Source organism: Chromobacterium vaccinii, from assembly GCF_001855275.1.
Lineage (GTDB): Bacteria > Pseudomonadota > Gammaproteobacteria > Burkholderiales > Chromobacteriaceae > Chromobacterium > Chromobacterium vaccinii.
The window spans coordinates 2,830,156-2,853,088 of sequence record NZ_CP017707.1; the positions used below are offsets into that span (position 1 = coordinate 2,830,156).

The window sequence follows — 22,933 nt, forward strand, 5'->3', positions numbered from 1 at the left end:
GCGGCTACTTGAAGCTGGCCCAGCCGCTCATGCCGGGCAGCAGGTTGGCGGCTTTGCCGTCTATCACGCCTATCGCCAGAATGGTCTGGCTGACCGGGTCGATCTGCGCGCCCAGTCGCTCGATGCGCGCCGGGAAGCTGGCGCCCAGCTCGTCCACCGCCACGGTGAAGCGGCTGCCCAGCTTCAGCGTCGCCAGCCATTTGGACGGCACCAGCATGCGCAGCTCTAGCGAGTCGGAATCGACGATGTCCAGGATGGGATTGCCCGGATTCACGTACTGGTGCACCGCCGCGCTGCGCTTGGCCACCCGGCCGTCGAAGGGCGCGGCGATGCTGCATTTGGACACCAGCGTCTGCGCGTAGCTGGCGTCGGCGGCCGCTTCCTTGGCCTTGCCCTGGGCCTGGGTCAGCTCCAGCGTGCCGACCGAGTTGTACTTGGCCAGCTGGTTGTTCACCTTCAGCAACTGACTGGCGGCCTCCAGTGAGGCCTGGGCCTTGCGCAGCTGGGCGCGGTAGCTGCTGCAATCGAACTCCACCAGCGGCTGGCCACGGCGAAAGCCGCCGCCCTCCACCACCGGCATCGCCGATATCTTGGCCGGAATCTCGCTGGACAGGGTGACCGCGTGGCGCGACATCAATTGCACGCGTATCCTCCCGTCGGCGGCAGTGGCCGGCGGCGCGGCCTGCGCGGCCATCGACATGGCCATCACGACCCAGGCCAGCCTCATTGCTTGCCTCCCGAGACGGTCCCCTGCCACTGGTTTTCCGCGCCTTGCAGCGCCTGGCTCAACGAGGCCAGGTCGTAACCCTTGGTGGTGGACGGTAGCGGATCCAGACCCAGACTGGCGCCCATCAGTCCGTAGGCGTTCTGCAGATCGCCGTAGGACTGATACAGCCGCAGCGATGAAAACACCGCGTTGGCGTCGGCGAGTATGCCCTGCAGCCGCGCCGACGCGCCGCTCTCCACCGCGTTGCGGGTCTGTTGATAGATCGCCTGGTCGACGCCGCTCAGCTCATGCTCCAGTTCGTACTGCCGCGACTTGCCCTGGAAATCCAGATAGGCGACGTGCACCTGGGTCAGCACCGCCATGTTCAGCGCCAGCCGCTGCGACTCGCTGACCTGCTTCTGGGCGTCGGCAGCCCGGGTGATCGGCCCGGCGCTGAACAGGTTCAGCAGGTTCCAGCTGATCCGCAGCCCGGCGTCGCTCCAGGAGTTGTTGACCAGGAATTTGTTGCTGTCGTAATGCTGGCCGACGCTGAACTCCAGCCCGGGCAGCAGCTTGGCCATGGCCTTGCGGGTTTCCAGCGCGCTGATGCGGCTGCTGTATTGCGCCTCGACCACTTCCGGCCGGTTCAGCAAGGCCATCTCTTCCATCCGGTCGACATCCATGCCCAAGGTCGGCACCGGCATGCCGGACGGCGTCGCCACCTGGAAGTCCTGGCCCGGCGACACATTCATGATCGCGGCCAATCGAGGCTTGGCCTGCGACAGCGCGTTGCGCACCGCACTCATCTGGCGGATCACATCCAGCAACTGACGGCGGTAGTTGAGCGCGTCCAGCGGCGAGCGCAGCTTCTGCTTCTCCACCTGCCGCGCGTCCTCCAACGCGGACTGGGCGTCTTTCAACAAGGCATCGACCCGCCCCTGCAGCTGTTGGGCGCCGGCCGCCTGCCACCACGCCTCGCGCACCTGCTGCATCAGTTGCTGAGCCACTTTGCGCTTGCGCTGCTCCAAAATCAGCACCCGGTCCGCCTGCTGCTGGGCCGAGTAGTAGCTGACGCCGAAATCCAGCACGTTCCAGCTCAGGTTCAGATCGGCGGTGCGGTCGCGCTTCTCGGAAGAGATGGACGGCACCAGCGATTGCTCGCCGGTGGCGACGTTCTGCGACGACGACGCGTTGTCCTTGCTGCGGGTGGTGTAGCCGGCGGCCAGCGCCAGCTTGGGCAGCATGTCCAGGCTGGACAGGTCCAGCTGCCGCTGCGCCATCGCCTCCTCCATCAGCTTCACCCGGTAGTCCAGGTTGTACTTGAGCGCCCGCGCCATCGCCTCCTGCAGCGTCACCGGCGCGCTGACAGCCTCCTGGCTGCCGAACATCGTCTGCCGGTCGGCACGGAGCTGGGACTGGCGCTCGGCCAGGCTCAACGGTTGCGGCGTTACCGCGCATCCGGCCAGCGCCAGCGCGCACGCCAGCGGAACCAATCGGAGTCCGCGCGAGCGCGGCCTTGCCTGATAATCGGATTGCATCTCACTGCCCCCTTTAGAGCATTGTCGGTTTACCCTGGCCATCCTTATCGCTGTCTATTTTCTGCAGCCCCGCCCGCAGCGGCGAAGCTAGCCCTGCTTGTCATCCCCCAGAAGCGCCGCCAGCCGCTGCAGGAAGCCGCGTTGGCCGTGGTTGTCGAACTGCCGGTTTAGCGCCAGCTTGCCGGCGTCCGGCGTCGCTTTGCGCGCCTGCGTCGTCGCCTGCCGTTTGCCGAAATTCAGCTGGATGTGGCTGTTGCCATGATGGCCGGTCTTGTCCTGCACCCGGATGTCGATCGAAACCGGCTTGTTCCATCCCGCCGGCGCCTGCCCGGTGAAACGGCCCGTCGCCGGGTCGAACTTCAGCCAAGCCGGCAGGGGCTGGCCATTGCTCTGACGCGCCACGATGCTGAGGTTGGCCGAAGACTCGCGGCTGATGATGGTGGCCGGCGGCAACACGATGGTGAACGACTGCCCCGCGGCCACGGGTCGCACGCCCAGGTCCGGATTCACCTGCAGGGCGATGGTCGGATTGCCGGCAGTGTTGCTGACAAAGGAAGGCGCGCCGCCGTTTACATTGTCCAGCCCGTTGGCGCCCAGCGACGGCGAATTGACGCCCGTGCCGGCGTGAGCGGCATCCGACAGCAGATTCTGCGCCGCGTTGTCGGCATGCTCGTTGCCGGTGGCTACCGTCGGCGTGCCTCCCACCGCCGCCAGCACGATATTGGGCGTGATCGGCGGCAGCTGGATGGTGTTGGCGGCTGCGGCGGGAGGTGTCGGAACGACTGTCGGCGCCGGCGTTACAACCGTTGTCGGCGCCTGGGCGCTGACATGGTACGACGGCGCGGTTGCCTGTCCGGTCAACAGATTGCCGGCCTTGTCGCTGACCGTTCCGCTCTTGATCGCCAACGACAGCGAGCCGGTGCCGCCGACGCCGGTCAGCTGGATGGCATACGTGGTGGCGTTGACTGCGGTGACGCTGGAAATCGCGCCATGCGCGCTGCCGCTGACGACCAGATTCAGGTTGTCCGCGGTGAAGGAGGCCACGGGTTTGCTGAACGTCACCTGATAGGACAGCGTACTGGCGGAGGTGTCGAGAGGACCGCCGGCGCTGATGGTCTGGACCTGCGGCGCGGCAGTGTCGACGGTGATGTTGTACCCCGTCGATTGCCCGCTGATATTTCCGGCCGAGTCGGTCGCCGTGGCCCGGATGCTGTGGTTGCCATCGACCAGCGGACTGGCCAGGTTGTAGCTCCACGCGCCGCTGCCGTTGGCCGTCGCCGTGCCCACCGCCGTTCCATCGACATACACCGTCACCATGCTGTTCGCCTCGGCCGTGCCGGTGACCGTCGGCTGGTTGTTGCCGGTGACGCCGTCGCTGCGGCTGCTGCCGGTATCGGTCGCCGTGCTCAGCGCCACGCCGCTTGGCGCAGCCGGCGCCGTGGTGTCGACGGTGATGTTGTACGCGGTCGACTGGCCGCTGACATTACCGGCGGCGTCGGTCGCCGTCGCCCGCACGTTGTGGTTGCCTTCGGCCAAGACACTGGTCAGGTTGTAAGTCCAAACGCCGCTGCCGTTGGCCGTCGCCGTACCTGCCAGCGTGCCATCGACATACACCGTCACCGTGCTGTTCGGCTCGGCGCTGCCGGTGATCGTCGGCTGGTTGTTGTCGGTGATGCCGTCGCTGCGGCTGCTGCCGGTATCGGTCGCCGTGCTCAGCGCCACGCCGCTTGGCGCAGCCGGCGCCGTGGTGTCGACGGTGATGTTATACGCGGTCGACTGGCCGCTGACATTACCGGCGGCGTCGGTCGCCGTCGCCCGCACGTTGTGGTTGCCTTCGGCCAAGACACTGGTCAGGTTGTAAGTCCAAACGCCGCTGCCGTTGGCCGTCGCCGTACCTGCCAGCGTGCCATCGACATACACCGTCACCGTGCTGTTCGGCTCGGCGCTGCCGGTGATCGTCGGCTGGTTGTTGTCGGTGATGCCGTCGCTGTGGCTGCTGCCGGTGTCGCTGGCCGCGCTCAGCGCCAGACCCGTCGGCGCCGCCGGCGCGGCAGTGTCCACCGTGATGCTGTACGCGGTCGACTGGCCGCTGGCGTCGCCTGCCGCGTCGGTCGCCGTCGCGCGGATGCTGTGGCTGCCGTCAGTCAGCGGGCTGGCCAGGTTGTAGCTCCACGCGCCGCTGCCGTTTGCCGTCGCCGTGCCCACCGCCGTGCCGTCGACATACACCGTCACCGTGCTGCCCGCCTCGGCCGTGCCTTGCACCGTCGGCTGATTGTTGTCGGTGACGCCGTCGCTGTGGCTGCTGCCGGTGTCGCTGGCCGTGCTCAGCGCCAGACCCGTCGGCGCCGCCGGCGCGGCAGTGTCCACCGTGATGCTGTACGCGGTCGACTGGCCGCTGGCGTTGCCTGCCGCGTCGGTTGCCGTCGCCCGCACGTTGTGGTTGCCATCGGCCAGCGGACTGCTCAGGTTGTAGCTCCACGCGCCGCTGCCGTCGGCCGTCGCCGTGCCCACCGCCGTGCCGTCGACGTACACCGTCACCGTGCTGTTCGCCTCGGCCGTGCCTTGCACCGTCGGCTGGTTGTTGTCGGTGACGCCGTCGCTATGGCTGCTGCCGGTGTCGGTCGCCGCAGTCAGCGCCAAGCCGCTTGGCACCGACGGCGCCGCGGTGTCAATGGTGATGCTGTACGCCGCCGACAGCGTACTGACGTTGCCCGCGGCGTCCATCGCCGTCACCCGCGCGCCGTGGTTGCCGTCCGGCAGGCTGGTGCTCAGGTTGTAGCTCCATGCGCCGCTGCCGTTCGCGGTGGCGGTGCCCACCTGGAAGCCGTCGATGTACACCGTCACCGTGCTGTTGGCCGGCGCGGTGCCTTGCAGAGTAGGCGTATTGTCGCTGGTGATGCCGTCGCTGTGGCTGCTGCCGGTGTCCGTCGCCGTGCTCAGCCCGCTGATCGCCGGCATCGCCGGGGTCGCGGTATCGATGGTGACGCTGTAAACCGTCGCCTGGCCGCTGACATTGCCGGCGGTATCGGTCGCCGTCGCGCGGATGCTGTGGTTGCCGTCGGCCAGGCTGCTGGCGATGTTGTAGGTCCATGCTCCGCTGCCGTCGGCCGTGGCCGTGCCCATCGCGGTTCCGTCGACATAGACCGTCACCGTGCTGTTCGCATCGGCCGTGCCCTGCACCGTTGGCGTGTTGACGCTGGTGACGCCGTCGCTGTGGCTGCTGCCGGTGTCGGTGGCGGCGGTCAGGCCCGTCACCGTCGGCGTGGCGGGAGCCGTAGTGTCAATGGTGATGGCGCGGCCGGACGACACGCCGCTGTTGACGCCGCCGCTGCTGGCCATCGCCGTGATCGCGTGGCTGCCGTCCGCCAGGCTGGAGACGAAGTTGTAGCTCCACGCGCCGCTGCCGTCGGCGGTCGTGGTGCCGACGCTGACGCCGTCCACATAGACCGTGACGGTGCTGCTGGCGGTGGCGGTGCCGGTCACCGTAGGCGTGTTGTCGCTGGTGATGCCGTCGGAGCTGCTACTGCCGGTGTCGGTGCCCGCCGTCAGGCCGGCTACCGTCGGCGTCGGCAGCTGAATGGCGATATTGCGGGTGACGGCGGAGCTGTTCGCCGTGCCGTCGTTGACGACGAAGCTGATGACCCGGGTGGCGGTATTCGGCGAGCCGGCCGTGTCGTTGTAGGTCACCGCCTGCAGCGCCGACTGCCATTGCGCGACGGTGGCGGTCGCGCCGCTGGAAGTCAGCGTCAGCACGCCGGTGCCGCTGTTGTAGCTGGCGACGATATTGCCGAAGCTGCTGGAGCTGGTGTTGCTGAACGCCAGCACGTCCTCGCCGCTGTGGAAGTTGCCGGTGATGGACACTGTCGCGCTGGCCAGCGTCGCGTTGTCGCGGTCGGATACGGTGATGCCGCCATCCACCGCCACCGGCGTCGGCGTGCCGCTGATGGTGTAGCTGCCATTGGTGCCGGAGACGGTGGCGATCGGCGTTTGATCGGTATCAGCCACCGTCACCGCCCGCGTCGCGGCGGCGCTGTTCTTGGTGCCGTCGTTGACGACGAAGCTGATGGTGCGGGTGGCGTTGTTGGGCGTGATCGCGCTGTCGGTGTAGGTCGTTGCGCGCAAGGCCGCCTGCCATTGCGCCAGCGTGGCCGTCGCGCCGCTGGAAGTCAGCGTCAACACCCCGGTGCCGCTGTTGTAGCTGGCGACGATATTGCCGTAAGTGGTGGAATTGGTGTTGCTGAACGCCAGCGCATCCTCCCCGCTCTGGAAGTTGCCGGTGATGGATACCGTCGCGCTGGCCAGCGTGGTGTTGTCCAGATCGGACAAGGTGATGCCGCCATCCACCGCCACCGGCGCCGACGTGGTGTTGTTGCCAGCGGTGAAGGCCGCGCTGCCGCCGCTGGCGGTGGCGATGGGCGTCTGGTCGGTGGCGGCCACCGTCACGGTCTTAGTGGTGGCAGCGCTGTTCTTGGTGCCATCGTTGGCCACGAAGCTGATGGTGCGGGTGGCGCTGTTTGGCGTCACCGCGCTGTCGGTGTACTTCACGGCGCGCAGCGCGGCCTGCCATTGCGCGACGGTGGCGGTCGCGCCGCTGGACGTCAGCGTCAGCACCCCGGTGCCGCTGTTGTAGCTGGCGACGATATTGCCGTAAGTCACGGCGCTGGTGTTGGTGAAGCTCAGCACGTCCTCGCCGCTATGGAAGTTGCCGGTGATCGATGCCGTGGCGCTGGCCAGCGTGGTGTTGTCGAGGTCGGACACGGTGATGCCGCTGTCCACCGCCACCGGCGTCGAGGTGGCGTTGTCGCCGGCGGTGAAGGCGGTGCTGCCGCCGCTGGCGGTGGCGATAGGCGTCTGGTCGGTGTCGGCCACCGTCACCGTCCGCGTCACCGCGGTGCTGGAGTTGCTGCTGCCGTCGGCCACTTGAAAGCTGATGGTGCGGGTGGCGCTGTTCGGCGTTACTGCGCTATCGGTATATTTCACCGCGCGCAATGCCGCCTGCCATTGCGCCAGCGTGGCGGTGGCGCCGCTGGAGGTCAGCGTCAACACGCCGGTGCCGCTGTTGTAACTGGCGCTGATGTTGCCCATGGTGCTGCCATCGTTGGTGAATGACAGCACATCCTCGCCGCTGTGGAAGTTGCCAGTAATGGACACCGTGCCGCTGGCCAGCGTGGGGCTGGCGTTGTCGGTGACGGTGATGCCGCTGTCCACCGCCACCGGCGTCGAGGCGGCGTTGTCGCCGGCGGTGAAAGCCGCGCTGCCGCCGCTGACGGCGAGCAGCGGCGCGGCGCTGACCGCCATCGTCACGCTGGCGGCGCTGCTGGTGCCGCCGTGGCCGTCGTTGACCGACACCTGGATGGTGCGGGTGGAGGTGTTGGGAATGCCGGCGGCGGTGTCGTTGTAGGTCAGCGCGTCCACCAGCGTGGTCACCCGGCTGGCGGTGGCGTTGCTGTTCAAGGTGACGATCAGGTCATGGCCGCTGACGCCGTCTCCATTGGTGGCGATGGTGCCGATCGCCACGCCGCCCACCGATACCGTGCTGCCCACGCTGGTGCCGCTGGACAGCGTTACCGTGCCGCTGGTGTCGATGCCCAACGCGTCCTCGCCGCTCTGGCCATTGGCCGAGATGTGGACGGTCACATTGCCGCTGTTGAAGTTGGTCGAGTCGCTGTCGGTCACCGTCGCAGCGGTGCCGGTATCGAGGTGGACCGCGCCGCCGCCGGCATAATAGGTGTTGCTGTCGCCATTGAGGTTGCCGATCACCGGGGCCGCGTCGGCGGCCACGGTCACGGTCTTGGTCACCGTGGAGCTGGTATTGCTGCTGGCGTCGGTGATGGCGAAGCTGATGGTGCGGCTGCTGGTATTGGGCGTCAGCGAGCTGTCCCGATAGGTGACCGCCTCCAAGGCCGCCTGCCACTGGGCGTTGGTGGCGGTGGAGCCGCTGGAGGTCAGCGTCAGCACCCCGGTGCCGCTGTTGTAGCTGCCGCTGATGTTGCCCATGGTGCTGCCGTTGTTGGTGAAAGCCAGCACGTCCTCGCCGCTGTGGAAGTTGCCGGTGATCGACACCGTGGCGCTGGTTTGGGTCGAGGCCGCGGTATCGCTGAGAGTGATGCCGCTGTCCACCGTCACCGCGCTGCCGGTGCCGCCGCTGTAGGCGCTGCTGCCGCCGCTGGCGGTCAGCGTCGGCCCGGGGAAATGGAAGTTGGTGGCGTTGATGGCGCCGATGCCGAGCAGGCCGGTGATGTTGTGGCCGTTGGCGGCCAGAACGCGGAACGAGTCTATGCCCTGGAAATTGCTGTTGCCGGACACATTGAACGTCACCAGCGAGCCGCTGTTGTCGATATCGCTGACGCTCTGGCTCAACGTGGCGCCGCTGACGGCGGAACCGTTGAGGTAGCCCACCAGCTGGACGGTGCCGCCGGAGAAAGTGGAGTCGTAGCCATTCAGCACCACGCCGATGGAGTTCAGCGTGAACAGGCTGCTGTCGTTAGGCTTGACCGAGAAATAGTTGATCTGCTTGACCCCGTCGCTCAGCGCGTCCACCGTTTCCACCGAGCTGGAGCCGTCCTTCTCGATGATGATCATCTCGTTCTGGCCGTCGCTGTTGGAATTCATCTGCATCGTGAAATTCCAGCCAAGAACATTGCTGACCGTCAGCGAGGAAACGCCAGTGGGCACCACGGTGGTGGAGCCGTCCTGCGAGTCGAAGGTGGTGGTGCCGGAAGTGGGCCGGGTCAGCAAGCCGTTATAGTCAGTCAAGCTCAGCGCGGCGACGTGCAGCCGGTCGGTCGAAAATTCCAGCGTCCAGTCGCCGCCCAGGCTGGCGGCGCCGGTGGCGTCGGTGGAGGCGGCGGTCACCCGGCCGCTTTCCCGCGCGATGGCATTGACCAGCGCGGCGCCGTCGCTGCCCTCGGCCACGTCGCAGCCATACAGCAGGATGTCGCCGCCGGGGCGCAGCGCCTGCCCTATGGCGGCCAGCTCGGCCTGGTAGTTGGCGACGTTGGCGGTGGTCAGCTGGGCGGCGCCCAGTTGCAGGTCGTTTTCCTGGCCGTGCGAAATGATGTGGATGGCGCTGTAGCCGCTATGGGTTTGCGCCCACTGCGCGATCTGCGCCAGGCCGTCCTTGCTGCTGTCCAGAATCACCACCTGGTAATTGGACGGCAGCTGGGCGATCAGGCTCTGGTAGTTGGCGACGTTGGACTCGACGAACACCACCTGCGGCCCCTGCGCATGGGTGTCGCGCGCGCTGGCGGCGGCATCTCGCGGCTGGGCGGTGGCGGCGACCGCAGCCGCCGTCTCACCGTGGCGCTGCTGGGCGTCGATGCGCGCCGCGTCGTGCGCGGGGTCGACATGATGCGCGGCCTCTCCGACCGAAGCCGCCACCGCGCCGTCGAACATCATCCTGGGTTCCAGCGCCTGCAGCAGCAAACGGCCGGCCGGACGTCCAGCCTGTTTGGCCGATTCCCGGCCCGTCGATTTCCACCACGCCATGTTCCTGCTCCCGCGCCTGCGCTACGGCTGCCGCCGATTGCGTTTGAATAAAAATATCCCTTCTAAAGAAATAGACTAGTTGAGCGCATAAAAAAATGTCGTATGAGTAAAGGTTCTTTAGATAAATCTACTTAGCACCCCTCCGCTGAGCGCCGCCGCTTCCCTTCACCCGGCCAGCCGCGGCTTGCGACGACGCTCCGCATCCCGTATCGTGCGCAACAGATTTTGAAGGACCGCCGATGACCGCCACACCGCTTTACTGCGCCGAACCCGCCCGCCTCGACGCCGCCCGCCGCCTGTGCGAGCGTTTCTCCTTGCCCCTGATCAAGCAGCGGCCGGCCGACGGCTACTGGCTGGAACTGGGCTCCGAACGGTTGGAATTGCTGACCACCGGCAAGCACGGCGCGGTATACGCCGAATTCGTCGATGGCGCGGCGCGCCACCGCCGCGAACAGGGCGGCGGCCGCGGCCAGCCGGTGGCCAAGGCGGTGGGGCTGAAGGGAGCGAGGGATCTGCCTCACGTGGTAGACGCCACCGCCGGCCTGGGCCGCGACAGCTTCGTGCTGGCCACGCTGGGCTGCCGGGTGACGATGGTGGAGCGCTCGCCGGTGGCGGCGGCGCTGCTGGCCGACGCGCTGGAGCGCGCGGAACGCGACGAAACCACCCGCGACATCGCCGCGCGGATGACGCTGGTGCATGCCAACTCGCGCGACTGGCTGGCCGGCCTCGCCGAAGCACAGCGCCCCGACGTGGTGTTCGTCGACCCGATGTTCCCCGACACCGACAAGAAATCCGCCGCCGCCAAGAAAGACATGCAGGCCTTCCAGCACGTGATTGGCGACGACATGGACAGCGCCGAGCTGCTGGCCGCCGCCATCGCCGCCGCCAAGGTGCGGGTGGTGGTGAAACGGCCGCGACTGGGCGCGGCCATCGCCGGCGTGAAGCCGTCGGCGGTGCTGGACGGCAAGTCCACCCGCTTCGATCTCTACGTGATCAAGGCCCTGGCCTCAGGCTGAGTGCGCGGCGCGGCTGTCCGTCGGCGCCTGCCCGCGCTCGTTCATGCCGTAATCGCGCAGCACCGCCGCCACTCGCAGCCGGTAGTCGGCGAAAACGCCTCCCCTTCCCGCCGCCTGCGCCATCCGGTGCGATTCCAGATTGCGCCAGGCGGCAAGCGCGGCCTCGTCCCGCCAGAACGACAGAGACAGCAGCTTGTCCGGCTGATTCAGGCTCTGGAAACGCTCGATGGAGACAAAACCATCCATCGTCCGCAGCTGCTCCGCCAGCCGCGCCGCCCATTGCAGATAGGCCTCGCGGCCGCCTTCGGCCAGCGTCGCCTCGAATATCACCGCGATCATGCTCGTTCTCCCGCGCCGAAGCGGCGCATTCTTACATTGGGCGGGCCAGCAAAGGTGACGCCGGCGCCCAGGGCCCCCCAGTCCGGACGGCTCTCCTCCAATGCATGCAAAGCGCCGCGGGCGGTGGCCAGGGCCAGCGCCTCGCCCGGGCAGGCATGCCGGCCGCCGCCGAAATCCATGGCCTCTGCCGGCCCGGCCGGATCGCGCGCGGCGGCGGCCAGCAACACCAGCACCTGGTCGCCGGCCCGCAAGGTCTGGCCGGCCAGCGTCACGTCCGCTTCGACGAAACGCCGGGTGTGGTGCAGCACCGGGTCTTGCCGCAAGCGCGCGCGCCACTCGACGGGATCGGCATGGTCCCACTCTCCTTCACAGCGCCAGGCGATGCCGGCCGACAGCAGCCCGGCGCCGGCATCGCGGCTCTGGAACAGGATGCCAAGCAAATTGGCGTACAGGGCGGCATCGTCCAGGCCGGCGAACGCATCGCGCCAGCGCCGCAGCCACCCATCGGCCGATAGAACGGCGAGATCGGTCAGCAAGGTCCGGCAAGCCTCCGCGCCCCGCTCGCGCGCCGCGGCATCGGCATCGATCGCCAAGGCCCGGCACACCCGCGCGATCCCTGCCGCCGCCTCCGCCAGCGCGGCTTCCGGCCAACCCAGCAGCGAAGCCAGCGTGGCGACCGGCAAAAAATCGACCAGCGCGTCCAGCCGGCGGCCATCGACCTCGCCGGTCGGCAGAAAAGCCCGCGCCAGCCGCCGCGCCGTCTGCTCCGCCTCGTCGCAGGACTGGGCCGCCAAGCCCTCGCCCACCACCGTCCGCAAGCGGGCATGCGCGTCGCCCTCGCACATCCGCGGCCAGCGGCCGACGCGAGGCGGCCAGCCACAGCCCCAGTTGCTCGTCGCGCCGCCAGCCATCCTGCACCAACGCCCGGTAATAAGGATAAGGATCGGGATGGCCGGCGGCGGCCAACGCGTGTTCCGGCCAGCCGTTCATGCTCCGCCTCCCAGGTATCGCCGCCGCGCGCCGTCGACGCAGCGCGCGCGGGAACTGGCCGCGCGCTCGTGCGGCGCGAACCACGCCTCCACCTCGTCCAGCAGGTCCACCGCTCGGCGCAGCAAGGCCAGCTCGGCCTCCGGCAAAAAGGCTCGGGTCTGGCGTTCGGTCAGCCGGTCTATCAGGGCCACCATCGCCTCTTTGGCCGCGATCTGCTCCACCCGGCCATGGCGGGTGCAGACGCCATAGGCGCCGGCCAGGAAATGCGCCCACTCCTCGTCCAGGCCGCCCGCAGGCTCCGCGGCAGGCAGCCCCTGCTCCGCCAGACGCGCCAGCTCGGCCCGGTAGCGCCGATCGAAACGCGCGCGCAGCGTCGCCGCTTCGGCATGCTCGGCCGCTATCAGCCACTCGGTCATCGCCTGCGGATACCAGGCCAGCTCACCGCCCAGCGCCCGCTCGCCAAAGTAAGACGTAACGGCGCCGGCGCAGCGCAGCCGATAGGACGGCAGCGGCGCGCGTCCTTCACGTTGCAGCTCGGCCAGCCGCTCCGGCGCCAGTCCGCAGCGGAACAGCAGCTGCGGCTCGCTCATGAAATAGGTGTGTAGATAATCCAGCAGGGCGCGCATGTCGCAACTCCTTGGCATGTCGTTCGAATGCCCGTATCGTAGCCAGGCATCGACCACGATGTTTCACGCTGGAGTGAACCATGACCGCCGCCCATCTCCCCGACATCAGCCGCCTGGCCAGCCTGCTGGCCGATCCCGGCCGCGCCCTCATGCTGCTGTTGATGCTGGACGGCCGCAGCTACCCGGCCAGCGAGCTGGCTCAGCACGCCGGCCTCAGCGCCCAGGCCGCCAGCAACCACCTGGCCAAGCTGCTGCAAGGCGGCGCGGTCAAGGTAGAGCGGCATGGCCGCCATCGCTACTACCTGCTGGCCAACGCGGCCATCGCCCAGGCGCTGGAGGCGCTGAGCGCCGCCGCCCACGGACACGATCTGGCACGTCCGCGCGCGGCCAGCCGGGTGACGCCGGAGCTGCGGCTGGCGCGCACCTGCTACGACCACCTGGCGGGCCGGCTGGGCATCGCCATCGCCGACGCGATGCTGGAAAACGGATTGCTATTGCTGGACGAGGACAGGCAGTTCGCGGTGACGGCAGCCGGCCGCGGCTGGTTCGCCGCGGCGCTGGAGGTGGAAGCGCCTGCCGGCGGCAAGCGGCCGCTGGCGCGGGCCTGCCTGGACTGGAGCGAGCGGCGGCCGCATCTGGCCGGCGCCCTCGGCGCGGCATTGTGCCGGGAATTCCTGCGACGGAACTGGGTGGAGCGGCGGCTGGACAGCCGCGCGCTGCGCGTCACCCCGGCCGGGCAAACCTTCCTGCGCCAACAGTGGGGCATCCGGCCGGATACGCTGGCGGAATAGACGCGGCGGCAGACTCAGGCAGTCAGCCGCTCGGCGAAGCCTTCCGGAATGGCGGGGCGGCCGCGTTCATTGATCGCGGTGCCGATCACCAGGCCATCCAGCACCACCTTGCCGTCGGCCGCGCGCACCACCTGCTGGCGGAAGCCGAAGCGCACCTTGGACACCGCTTCGAAAGCCACGGTGACGGCGAAGGTGTCGCCGCTGGTCAGCGAGGCCTTGTAGTCCATCTCCGAGCGCACCACCACCAGATTGATCTTGTCGCGCGCCAGCTGCGCGAAATCTATGCCCTTGGCCAGCAAGAACTCATGCCGGGCATGTTCCAGGTAATTGAAATAGACGCCGTTGTTGACGATGCCCTGCATGTCGCACTCGTAGTCGCGCACTTTGAATTCAACGGAAAAGACTGACATCAAGCGGTTCCCTGTTTCGAAACGATGAAGCGCCCGCCGCGGCGGACAAGCCGCTTGGACGCCGACGATGGCAGGGAGTTTCTCAGATAGGCGGCCGGGGAACCAGCGCCGCCATCCGATTTCAGCGGGAGGAAGGGGTTGTCGGCGGCGCGACGCGGCGCCATTCCACCTTGGGCGGCGCCTGCAGCGCGGTACGGCCCAGCAGCCAGGCCAGCCAGTTTTCGTTGCCGGAAAAAATCATGACAGCCTCCTCCAGCCATGGTGGCGCAAACGCTGCTCGACCGCGGTGGCGGAACGGCGGCAGGCCAGCACCGGGATGCCCAGCGCGGCAGCGCGGTCGCGGTAATGCCGCATCACGTTGTGGCCGAGAAAATCGGTGAGCAGGATCAGCACGTCCGGCCGGCCGGGCAGCGCCGCCTTGCGCTGATGCGCGACGTTGCGGCCGCAGATGTGGCGGGCGATGCGGATGTCGTACAGGCTCAGCACCTCCGGAATATTGCCCAGGCTATCGGCTCCCACCAGCAGCGCTTCCATCTTGCCTCCTTGCCGCCTCGAGCGGAATCGGGTGATGGTTTGACTGTAAAGCGGCCGCTTAATCCCTCAAAGTAATAATAAATTTTATTTCAATACCCATTTGATATATAGATGGCATGGAAGGTCAGACTGCTAGACAGGCCCCGGCAAACCCGTTACCCTGCCCGCCCCGCGCAGCCGCGCATAAGCCACTGATTTGTCTATACAAATGAATGCCGTTGTACTAGCCGTGGGCGCCATGCTCACCCTGACCCTGCTGCGCACCCATGTCGTCATCAGCCTGCTGATCGGCGCCTTGGTCGGCGGCCTCGCCGGCGGACTGTCGCTGCCCGCCACCCTCGCCGCCTTCAACCAGGGCATCACCGGCGGCGCCTCGGTGGCGCTGTCCTACGCCTTGCTGGGCGCCTTCGCCGTCGCCATCGCCAAATCCGGCCTGCCGCACGCGATGGCCGACCTGGCGGTGAAGAAGCTGGAGCACGCCAGCGCCCACCGCAAGCTGAAATGGACGCTGATCGCGCTGCTGGGCTGCGTCAGCGTCGCCAGCCAGAATCTGGTGCCCATCCACATCGCCTTCATTCCGATGCTGATCCCGCCGCTGCTGTACGTGATGGCGCGGCTGCAGCTGGACCGCCGGCTGGTGGCCTGCGTGATCACCTTCGGCCTGGTGACGCCGTACATGGTGTTTCCGGTGGGCTTCGGCGACATCTACCTGAAGCAGATCCTGCTGGGCAACGCCGCCAAGGCCGGCATGGACACCTCGGGCATCAACGTGATGCACGCGATGGCGATTCCGGCGCTGGGCATGGTGGCGGGCCTGCTGTCGGCGGTGTTCGTCAGCTACCGCAAGCCGCGCCGCTACTCGCTGGGCAAGATCGAAAACGCCGAACGCACCCACGCCCGCGTCAGCCGCAAGTCGCTTGCCACCGCCTTCGCCGCCATCGTCGCCGCGTTCTCGGTGCAGCTGTACACCGACTCGATGATCATGGGCGCGCTGTCGGGCTTCCTGTTGTTCCTCGCCGCCGGCGTGGTCAAGTGGAAGGACGCCGACGGCGTGTTCAACGAGGGCATGAAGATGATGGCGATGGTGGGCTTCACCATGATCACCGCCCAGGGCTTCGCCGAAGTGCTGCGCGCCAGCGGCGAGATCGCGCCGCTGGTCAAGGCCGGCGCGGCGCTGTTCGAGGGCCAGCGTTCGCTGGCCGCGCTGGCGATGCTGGCCATCGGCATGACGGTGACGCTGGGCATAGGCTCGTCGTTCTCCACCGTGCCCATCCTCACCGCCATCTACGTGCCGCTGTGCGCCCACCTGGGCTTCTCGCCGATGGCCACCGTGGCCATCATCGGCACCGCGGGCGCGCTGGGCGACGCCGGCTCGCCGGCGTCGGACTCGACGATGGGCCCGACCTCGGGCCTGAACCTGGACGGCCAGCACGACCACATCCGCGACACGGTGATCCCCACCTTCTTGCACTTCAACCTGCCGCTGATGACCGCCGGCTGGATCGCGGCGATGGTGTTGTAGAATGGCGGGCATGCATACCGAAAACGAAAACCGCGTCGAGGCGCTGGAAGTGCGCCTCGCCTTCCAGGACGAGCTGTTGGACGCGCTGAACGCCACCGTCGCGCGCCAGCAGAAGGAAATCGACCTGCTGCAGCAGCAAATCCGCCTGCTGTACCAGCAGTTCAGGAGCGCGCAGCCGGACGACGGCCCCGGCGGATCGCCGCGCGACGAGATTCCGCCGCACTACTGAGCGCGGCGCACTTCACGCCGCGCGCGTCTCCCCGTTCACCGCATATGGGCAGCGCATTCCGCGCCGCCCATATTCGGGGAGACCGCCATGCGCACCTTCCGGCTTCATCTGGGCAATGGGTTCGAACACACCTTCACCTGCAGCCAGAACGCCAAGCTCACATTTCTGGTCAACGGCAGCCCCGCCGACTGCAGCGTCTTCGACATGACGGACGCTGGCGCGCCCACGCTGCTGAGCCAACAGAAATCGATCTCCCCCGGCAATATCTCCAGACCGGTCTCGCTCAAGGCCAACACCCGCTACAAGGCGCAGATCAATCCCCACGGCGATCCCAAGCTGTCCCATGCCACGATCAACTGGTGAACGCCGCCTTATCGGAAAAACAGGTTTGCAAATGCAAAATCTTGCAGACAAATGTGTCGATATACCTGCTTTTATAGGATATCTGCCGACATAAATCGGCTGGCCGCAATCCCAGTATCCGCGCCCGGCCGCCAGCGCTAGGCTGGTCTCACTTTCCGCCGCCCCGCGGCGCCCACCCGGAAACGGAGACTTTCATGACCGCGACACGCCCCCCCACCTTCTGCTGTTGACCAACCCCAACGCAGGAGTATCCGACATGGCACACAGCATCGCAGTGAACATTCCCGCCAGGCAGGAAATCGAAGCCGCCGACGGCGTCGTCAAACAGCTGAAGGAGTATCAGTCGAAAAACTGGGCGATAGGCCTGAACGGCGACAACCTGGCGCCGGACAACTTCCTGGCCTTCTTCACCGAGCGCCAGCTGCCGTTCGCCTACTACGTCCGCGCGCAGGGTGTCAGCGTCGGCGAGCCGTCGGCCTATCAGATCAACATCGACACGCTGAACCACTACGTCGCGCTGATCCGCAGCGCCGAGGGCATCGCCGTGCACGGCGCGATCACGCAGCTGAACCACTACAAGGCCAATAATTGGGCGATCGGCCTGAACGGCAGCACGCTGCAGCCGGACGACTTCCTGCCCTTCTTCGACACCCGCGGCGTGGCGTTCGCCTACTACGTGCGCAGCGGCGGCGTCGAACTGGGCACCCCGGCCGCCTACGACAACAATATCCGGGCGCTGCAACAGTACCTGGACAATCTGTAAACGCCCGCTTCCCGCCCCGCCGGCTTCCGCCGCGGGGCGGCCTCCCCCTCAGTCCCGCTTGCGCCGCCGCGACACCGTCGCCTCGATATTCTTGCGGCCGATCAGCTTGACCGGCTCCGGCATCGCCGGCGCTTCCGCCTCGCCCAGCCACTTGTACATCACCAGGCAGTCCACCAGCCCGTGGACCGCGTGACGGTACGCGCGCGGCAGCCGGCCGACGACGTCGAAGCCCAGCTTCTGCCACAAGGCCACCGCCGCCGCGTTGGTGGCCACCACGCTGTTGAACTGCAGCGCCAGAAACCCCCGCTCCCGCGCGCGTTGCTGCGAATGCTCGCACATCGCGCGGGCCACGCCCTTGCCTCGCGCCGCCGGCGCCACCATGTAGCCGCAGTTGCCGACGTGGCCGCCGGGCCCGGCGGCGTTGGCCTTGAGGAAATAGCTGCCCAGCAGTTGGCCGTCGTCTTCCGCCAGCCAGGTTTCCAGCGGCGCCTCGCACCACAGCCGGCGCGCCGCCTCCTGGTCCATGTCCGGGTCGAAAGCGTAGGTTTCGCGGGCGGCCACCACCTCGCTGAACACCGGCCAGAACTCCGCGAAATCCCGCGGCTCCATCAATCTAATCTGCATCTTGTCTTTCCGATTCTCGATACTCAAGGCGTGGGCTGCGGCTTGCTGCCGGGCCGGCTCATGCCGCCGGACAGCAGGCTGGCGCCGGCGATCAACGCGCCGCCCAGCCACTCCTGCAGCGACATTTTCTCGCCGGCCAGCAGATAGGCCGACACCGCGGCGAACACCAGCTCCATCAGCATCAGCGTCATCGCCTGGGTAGCCGGCATGATGGACAGGCCGTACTGCGACACCACGCTGGTGCACAGCAGCACCACGCCCAGAATCGACAATACCAGCCAGCTCTCGGCCGGGATTTCCAGCATCCTGGGAAGCTCGCCGCTCTGCAGCAGGCAGAACGCGCCGATCAGCGCCACGCCGAACCACACCGTCGCCGACTTCACCGGCACCGGAATGCCGTGCGAGCGGCGGCTGATCACATTGCCCAGCGCGAAAGCCATGCCGCCTGACAGCGCCAGCCACTCGTAGCGGTGGGTCAGCGGCAGCTCGCCGGCGAATAGTTCCGGCCGGTAGATGAACACGCAACAGCCCAGCAGCGACAAGCCCACCACCGCCCAGCCGCGGCGGGTCAGGTGCTCGTGCAGCAGCAGCCTGGATAGCAACGCGGTCCACAGCGGCGACAGGTAGAACAACAGCAGCACCCGCATCACCTGGCCTTCGGCCACCGCCATCGTGTAGCTGAAATTGCACCAGCCGAACAACAGCGTCAGCAGCACCAGCACCGGCTCGAAATGGAACTGGCGCCGGTAGACTTTGAAGAACAGCGTCAGGCCGGCGGCGATGGTGACCAGATAGGTGGCCAGCGAGGCCATCGGCACGCTGACGCCCTGGGCGTTGAGGCTGCGGAACGGGTACCACATCAGCCCCCACACCAGCGCGGTGGTGAGGATGCCGGAGGTGGCGACGATTTTTTGTTTTACAGGTGTCATGGCTGTTCTTAAGATGGTCGATTGCCTGTGCCGAATTTCCGATGGAGACGCCGCTTTGAATCCCCGCCTGGACCAATTGCACCCCTACCCGTTCCAGCGCCTGGCGACGCTGCTCGCCGATGCCAAGCCGCCGGCGGCATTGCCGCACATCAGCCTGGCGATGGGCGAGCCCAAGCATCCGGCGCCGCGACTGGTGAAGGACGCGCTGTGCGCGAATCTCGCCGGCCTGTCCGGCTACCCGGCGACGCAAGGCACGCCGGCGCTGCGCCAGGCCTGCGCCGACTGGGCCGAGCGCCGCTACGGCGTGAAGCTGGACCCGGCCGGCGAAGTGCTGCCGGTCAACGGCAGCCGCGAGGCGCTGTTCTCGCTGACCCAGTGCCTGATCGACGCCGGCGGCGCGTCCCAACCGGTAGTGGTGTCTCCCAATCCCTTTTACCAGATTTACGAAGGCGCGGCACTGCTGGCCGGCGCCGAGCCCTACTACCTGAACTGCGAGGCGGCGAACCGCTTCCAGCCGGACTGGGACGGCGTGCCGGATGACGTGTGGCGGCGCGCGCAGCTGGCGATCGTCTGCAGCCCCGGCAATCCCACCGGCGCGGTGATGGACCTGGCCGCCTGGGACAAGCTGTTCGCGCTGTCGGATCGCTACGGCTTCGTGATCGCCAGCGACGAATGCTATTCCGAGATCTATTTCGACGCGCCGCCGCTGGGCGGCCTGTCCGCCGCCCGCGCGCTCGGCCGCGGCTTGGAGCGGCTGGTGATGCTGACCAGCCTGTCCAAGCGCTCCAACGTGCCCGGCATGCGCTCCGGTTTCGTCGCCGGCGACGCCGCCGTCCTGAAGCAGTTCCTGCTGTACCGCACCTACCACGGCAGCGCGATGAGCCTGACGGTGCAGGCGGCAAGCCAGGCCGCCTGGAACGACGAGGCGCACGTCGAGTCCAACCGGGCCGCCTACGCCGCCAAATTCGCCGCGGTGCTGCCGCTGCTGCAGCCGGTTCTCGAGGTGGAGATGCCGGAAGCCGGCTTCTACCTGTGGGCGAAAGTGCCGGACGGCGACGACGCGGCCTTCGCCCGCGCGCTGTTCCAGCAGCAACACGTGACGGTGCTGCCGGGCAGCTTCCTCGCCCGCGACGCCCACGGCGCCAACCCCGGCCGCGGCTACGTGCGCATCGCGTTGGTGGCCGAGCAAGCTGAATGCGTGGCCGCCGCGCAAAGGATTGTAGAATTCCTCCAGACCCAGCGCGCCGCGACGCCGGCGTGACGCTCCGCCACAGGACCCAGAATCACAGATGACGACTTCGATTCACATTGCCAAAGGACTGAACCAGATGCATCCGATCCAAAGCCTGATCGAACAGGCATTCGAAAACCGCGCCGAGATCACCCCCGCCACCGTGTCGCCGGAACTGAAGGCCGCCATTGAGCAGGTCGTAACGGAACTGGACAACGGCCATCTGCGCGTCGCCGAGAAGCAAGGCGGCGACTGGGTGGTGAACCAATGGGTGAAGAAGGCGGTGCTGCTGTCCTTCCGCATCCGCGACAACGCGGTGCAGGACGACGGCGTCAACCGCTACTTCGACAAGGTGGACACCAAGTTCGCCGACTGGAGCCAGGCCCGCTTCCAGGAAGCCGGCTTCCGCGTGGTGCCGGGCGCGGTGGCGCGCAAGGGCAGCTTCATCGCCAAGAACACCGTGCTGATGCCGTCCTACGTCAATATCGGCGCCTACGTCGACGAAGGCGCGATGGTGGACACCTGGGCCACCGTCGGCTCCTGCGCCCAGATCGGCAAGAACGTGCACCTGTCCGGCGGCGTCGGCATCGGCGGCGTGCTGGAGCCGCTGCAGGCCAACCCCACCATCATCGAAGACAACTGCTTCATCGGCGCGCGCTCGGAAATCGTCGAGGGCGTGATCGTCGGCGAGGGCTCGGTGATCTCGATGGGCGTCTACATCGGCCAATCCACCAAGATCTTCGACCGCGAAACCGGCGAAGTGATGTACGGCCGCGTGCCGCCGGGCTCGGTGGTGGTGTCCGGCAACCTGCCGTCCAAGGACGGCAGCCACAGCCTGTACTGCGCGGTGATCGTCAAAAAGGTGGACGCGCAAACCCGCAGCAAGACCAGCATCAACGAACTGCTGCGCGGCGTGTGATCCCGATCCAAGACGCCTCCCGGCGTCTTGGCGCCGGCCGCGAACCGATCCACGGGCGCGGCCGGTGTGCCATTATGGCAACACCCCTGCCCCTGTCGCGATGACATAAGCATCAAATTGCGGCGATTTTGCACACCGTAACATAGCGAGATTTGGCGCAAAGTCGCCAACGCTATAAAATCCAGCTATTCGAGACCGGATAGTACGCTACCATAAACCGCGGCCGGCCTGATTCCCGCCGGTAGCGAAGCAGGTTGAATTTCACCGTCGCAGCGGGGTCAGATACGAGACCCCTCTTTCAAGCTGTTTGGAATTTTTGTGTCCACAGACCATTTCATCGAATTCAGGAACGTCAGCTTCGCCTACGGCGACCGGCCCATCCTGAAGAACCTTACGCTCAGCGTGCCGCGCGGCAAGCTGGTCGCCATCATGGGCGGCAGCGGCAGCGGCAAGACCACGCTGCTGCGGCTGATTTCCGGCCAGATTCGCCCGCAATCGGGCGAAGTGCTGGTGGACGGCCGCGACATCGCGCGGATGAGCCAGTCCGAGCTGTACCAGCACCGCCGCCGCATGGGCATGCTGTTCCAGTTCGGCGCGCTGTTCACCGACCTTTCGGTCGCCGACAACGTCGCCTTCCCGCTGCGCGAGCACACCAAGCTGCCGGAAAGCATGATTCAGGACCTCGTCACCATGAAGCTGGAGGCGGTGGGCCTGCGCGGCACGCAGAAGCTGATGCCGGCCGAACTGTCCGGCGGCATGGCGCGCCGCGTCGCGCTGGCGCGCGCGATCGCGCTCGATCCGCAGCTGATGCTGTACGACGAGCCCTTCACCGGCCTGGACCCGATCTCGCTGGGCGTGATCGCGCTGTTGGTCAAGAAACTGAACGACGCGCTGGGCACCACCGCGGTGATGGTCACCCACGACGTGCACCAGTCGCTGGCCATCGTCGACCACGTGCTGTTCGTCGCGGGCGGCCAGATCATCGCCCAGGGCACGCCGGACGAAGTTCGCGCTTCCGACTCTCCTTGGGTGAAGCAGTTCATCAACGGCGAGGCCGACGGCCCGGTGCACTACAACTTCCCCGCCGCCACCTCGCTGGCTGCGGACCTGGGTCTGCAAGGAGGCGGGCATGCTTGACTTTCTGACCTCGCCGCTGCGCCGCCTCGGCCATGCCACCATCAACGCCGTCTGGCGGCTGGGCTTCGCCGCCCGCTTCCTGGCCGCCATCCTGCTCAACAGCGGCCAGAGCCTGCTGCGGCTGCAGATGACGATACGCGAGATCTACTTCGCCGGCGTGATGTCGCTGATCATCATCGTTGTCTCCGGCCTGTTCGTCGGCATGGTGCTCGGCCTGCAGGGCTACACCACGCTGGCCAAGTTCGGCTCCGCCGACGCGCTGGGCGCGATGGTGGCGCTGGCGCTGCTGCGCGAGCTGGGCCCGGTGCTGGCCGCGCTGCTGTTCGCCAGCCGCGCCGGCAGCGCGATGACCGCCGAAATCGGCCTGATGAAAACCACCGAGCAGCTGGACGCGATGAGCGTGATGGCGGTCAACCCGATGGCCCGCGTGATCGCGCCGCGCTTCTGGGCCGGCGTCGTCTCCATGCCCATCCTGGCCGCGCTGTTCAACGTGGTCGGCATCTTCGGCGGCTACCTGGTCGGCGTGGTGATGATAGGCCTGGACGCCGGGACGTTCTGGTCGCAGATGCAGGGCAACGTCGACCTGCACTACGACGTGGTCAACGGCATCATCAAGAGCCTGGTGTTCGGCATCGCCGTGACGCTGATCGCCGTGTTCGAAGGCTACGACGCCACCCCGACCGCCGCCGGCGTGTCGGCCGCCACCACCCGCACCGTGGTCACCTCGGCGCTGGTGATCCTGGCGCTGGACTTCGTGCTGACCGCCTTCATGTTCTAG

Annotated in this window: 20 protein-coding genes; 10 read left to right on the top strand and 10 right to left on the bottom strand. The window is 67.3% G+C overall.

What is annotated here, in order from left to right; all coding sequences use genetic code 11:
* Positions 1-4 precede the first annotated feature (4 nt).
* The 3 genes from BKX93_RS13065 to BKX93_RS13075 all read right to left on the bottom strand — a co-directional run bounded on the left by BKX93_RS13065 (position 5) and on the right by BKX93_RS13075 (position 9,732).
* On the bottom strand, positions 5-727 hold the full coding sequence (locus BKX93_RS13065; protein ID WP_083340544.1) for an efflux RND transporter periplasmic adaptor subunit: 723 nt from the start codon (positions 725-727) through the stop codon (positions 5-7).
* Complete coding sequence (locus BKX93_RS13070; protein ID WP_070980136.1) at positions 724-2,244, bottom strand: TolC family protein; 1,521 nt, start codon at positions 2,242-2,244, stop codon at positions 724-726. The genes BKX93_RS13065 and BKX93_RS13070 overlap by 4 nt, the downstream gene beginning before the upstream one ends.
* A gap of 87 nt (positions 2,245-2,331) precedes the next feature.
* On the bottom strand, positions 2,332-9,732 hold the full coding sequence (locus BKX93_RS13075; protein ID WP_070980137.1) for an Ig-like domain-containing protein: 7,401 nt from the start codon (positions 9,730-9,732) through the stop codon (positions 2,332-2,334).
* Between the two features lie 239 nt (positions 9,733-9,971).
* On the opposite strand from BKX93_RS13075, the gene BKX93_RS13080 reads away from it, so the two are divergent.
* Positions 9,972-10,748 carry a class I SAM-dependent methyltransferase gene (locus tag BKX93_RS13080; protein ID WP_070980139.1) on the top strand — a complete coding sequence of 259 codons (777 nt, stop codon included), beginning with the start codon at positions 9,972-9,974 and terminating at the stop codon, positions 10,746-10,748.
* Here BKX93_RS13080 and BKX93_RS13085 read toward each other — a convergent pair.
* From BKX93_RS13085 to BKX93_RS13095, 3 genes are all read right to left on the bottom strand, one after another.
* A complete protein-coding gene (locus tag BKX93_RS13085; RefSeq protein WP_046157970.1) occupies positions 10,740-11,087 on the bottom strand; it encodes an antibiotic biosynthesis monooxygenase family protein in 348 nt (115 codons plus the stop codon). The two genes, BKX93_RS13080 and BKX93_RS13085, sit on opposite strands and share 9 nt — an antisense overlap.
* Positions 11,084-11,998: a cytochrome P450 family protein gene (locus BKX93_RS13090; protein WP_145929316.1), complete on the bottom strand. Its 915-nt coding sequence runs from the start codon at positions 11,996-11,998 to the stop codon at positions 11,084-11,086. The genes BKX93_RS13085 and BKX93_RS13090 overlap by 4 nt, the downstream gene beginning before the upstream one ends.
* Positions 11,999-12,073: 75 nt before the next feature.
* A complete protein-coding gene (locus tag BKX93_RS13095) occupies positions 12,074-12,703 on the bottom strand; it encodes a DUF6058 family natural product biosynthesis protein (RefSeq protein ID WP_070980142.1) in 630 nt (209 codons plus the stop codon).
* Between the two features lie 80 nt (positions 12,704-12,783).
* On the opposite strand from BKX93_RS13095, the gene BKX93_RS13100 reads away from it, so the two are divergent.
* Complete coding sequence (locus tag BKX93_RS13100) at positions 12,784-13,494, top strand: ArsR/SmtB family transcription factor (protein WP_070980144.1); 711 nt, start codon at positions 12,784-12,786, stop codon at positions 13,492-13,494.
* Between the two features lie 14 nt (positions 13,495-13,508).
* On the opposite strand, the gene BKX93_RS13105 is transcribed toward BKX93_RS13100, so the two are convergent.
* Both BKX93_RS13105 and BKX93_RS13110 read right to left on the bottom strand, forming a co-directional pair.
* Positions 13,509-13,904: an acyl-CoA thioesterase gene (locus BKX93_RS13105; protein WP_046157967.1), complete on the bottom strand. Its 396-nt coding sequence runs from the start codon at positions 13,902-13,904 to the stop codon at positions 13,509-13,511.
* Positions 13,905-14,141: 237 nt separating this feature from the next.
* Positions 14,142-14,438 (bottom strand): DUF2325 domain-containing protein, encoded by a 297-nt coding sequence (locus BKX93_RS13110; RefSeq protein WP_021475592.1) that lies wholly within the window; start codon positions 14,436-14,438, stop codon positions 14,142-14,144.
* Positions 14,439-14,646: 208 nt separating this feature from the next.
* On the opposite strand from BKX93_RS13110, the gene BKX93_RS13115 reads away from it, so the two are divergent.
* The 4 genes from BKX93_RS13115 to BKX93_RS13130 all read left to right on the top strand — a co-directional run bounded on the left by BKX93_RS13115 (position 14,647) and on the right by BKX93_RS13130 (position 17,315).
* A complete protein-coding gene (locus tag BKX93_RS13115; protein ID WP_046157966.1) occupies positions 14,647-15,960 on the top strand; it encodes a Na+/H+ antiporter family protein in 1,314 nt (437 codons plus the stop codon).
* A gap of 1 nt (position 15,961) precedes the next feature.
* Positions 15,962-16,189, top strand: a complete 228-nt coding sequence (locus BKX93_RS13120) for a SlyX family protein (RefSeq protein WP_082107302.1) — start codon at positions 15,962-15,964, stop codon at positions 16,187-16,189.
* An 87-nt stretch (positions 16,190-16,276) separates the two neighbouring features.
* Positions 16,277-16,552 carry a hypothetical protein gene (locus BKX93_RS13125; protein ID WP_070980146.1) on the top strand — a complete coding sequence of 92 codons (276 nt, stop codon included), beginning with the start codon at positions 16,277-16,279 and terminating at the stop codon, positions 16,550-16,552.
* A gap of 256 nt (positions 16,553-16,808) precedes the next feature.
* Positions 16,809-17,315, top strand: coding sequence for a hypothetical protein (locus BKX93_RS13130; protein WP_070980148.1), 507 nt, complete (start codon positions 16,809-16,811; stop codon positions 17,313-17,315).
* Positions 17,316-17,363: 48 nt separating this feature from the next.
* Here BKX93_RS13130 and BKX93_RS13135 read toward each other — a convergent pair whose 3' ends face one another.
* Both BKX93_RS13135 and BKX93_RS13140 read right to left on the bottom strand, forming a co-directional pair.
* On the bottom strand, positions 17,364-17,939 hold the full coding sequence (locus BKX93_RS13135; protein ID WP_070980150.1) for a GNAT family N-acetyltransferase: 576 nt from the start codon (positions 17,937-17,939) through the stop codon (positions 17,364-17,366).
* Between the two features lie 23 nt (positions 17,940-17,962).
* Positions 17,963-18,868, bottom strand: coding sequence for a DMT family transporter (locus tag BKX93_RS13140; RefSeq protein ID WP_046157962.1), 906 nt, complete (start codon positions 18,866-18,868; stop codon positions 17,963-17,965).
* A gap of 55 nt (positions 18,869-18,923) precedes the next feature.
* On the opposite strand from BKX93_RS13140, the gene dapC reads away from it, so the two are divergent.
* The 4 genes from dapC (at position 18,924) to mlaE (ending at position 22,933) form a co-directional block, all read left to right on the top strand.
* Complete coding sequence (gene dapC, locus BKX93_RS13145; protein WP_070980151.1) at positions 18,924-20,129, top strand: succinyldiaminopimelate transaminase; 1,206 nt, start codon at positions 18,924-18,926, stop codon at positions 20,127-20,129.
* A 67-nt stretch (positions 20,130-20,196) separates the two neighbouring features.
* Positions 20,197-21,018, top strand: coding sequence for a 2,3,4,5-tetrahydropyridine-2,6-dicarboxylate N-succinyltransferase (gene dapD / locus BKX93_RS13150; RefSeq protein WP_046168382.1), 822 nt, complete (start codon positions 20,197-20,199; stop codon positions 21,016-21,018).
* Between the two features lie 318 nt (positions 21,019-21,336).
* Positions 21,337-22,155, top strand: coding sequence for an ABC transporter ATP-binding protein (locus BKX93_RS13155; RefSeq protein WP_046157960.1), 819 nt, complete (start codon positions 21,337-21,339; stop codon positions 22,153-22,155).
* Entirely contained in the window at positions 22,148-22,933 is a 786-nt protein-coding gene (gene mlaE, locus BKX93_RS13160) for a lipid asymmetry maintenance ABC transporter permease subunit MlaE (RefSeq protein ID WP_046157959.1), read from the top strand. Before BKX93_RS13155 ends, mlaE begins: the two co-directional genes overlap by 8 nt.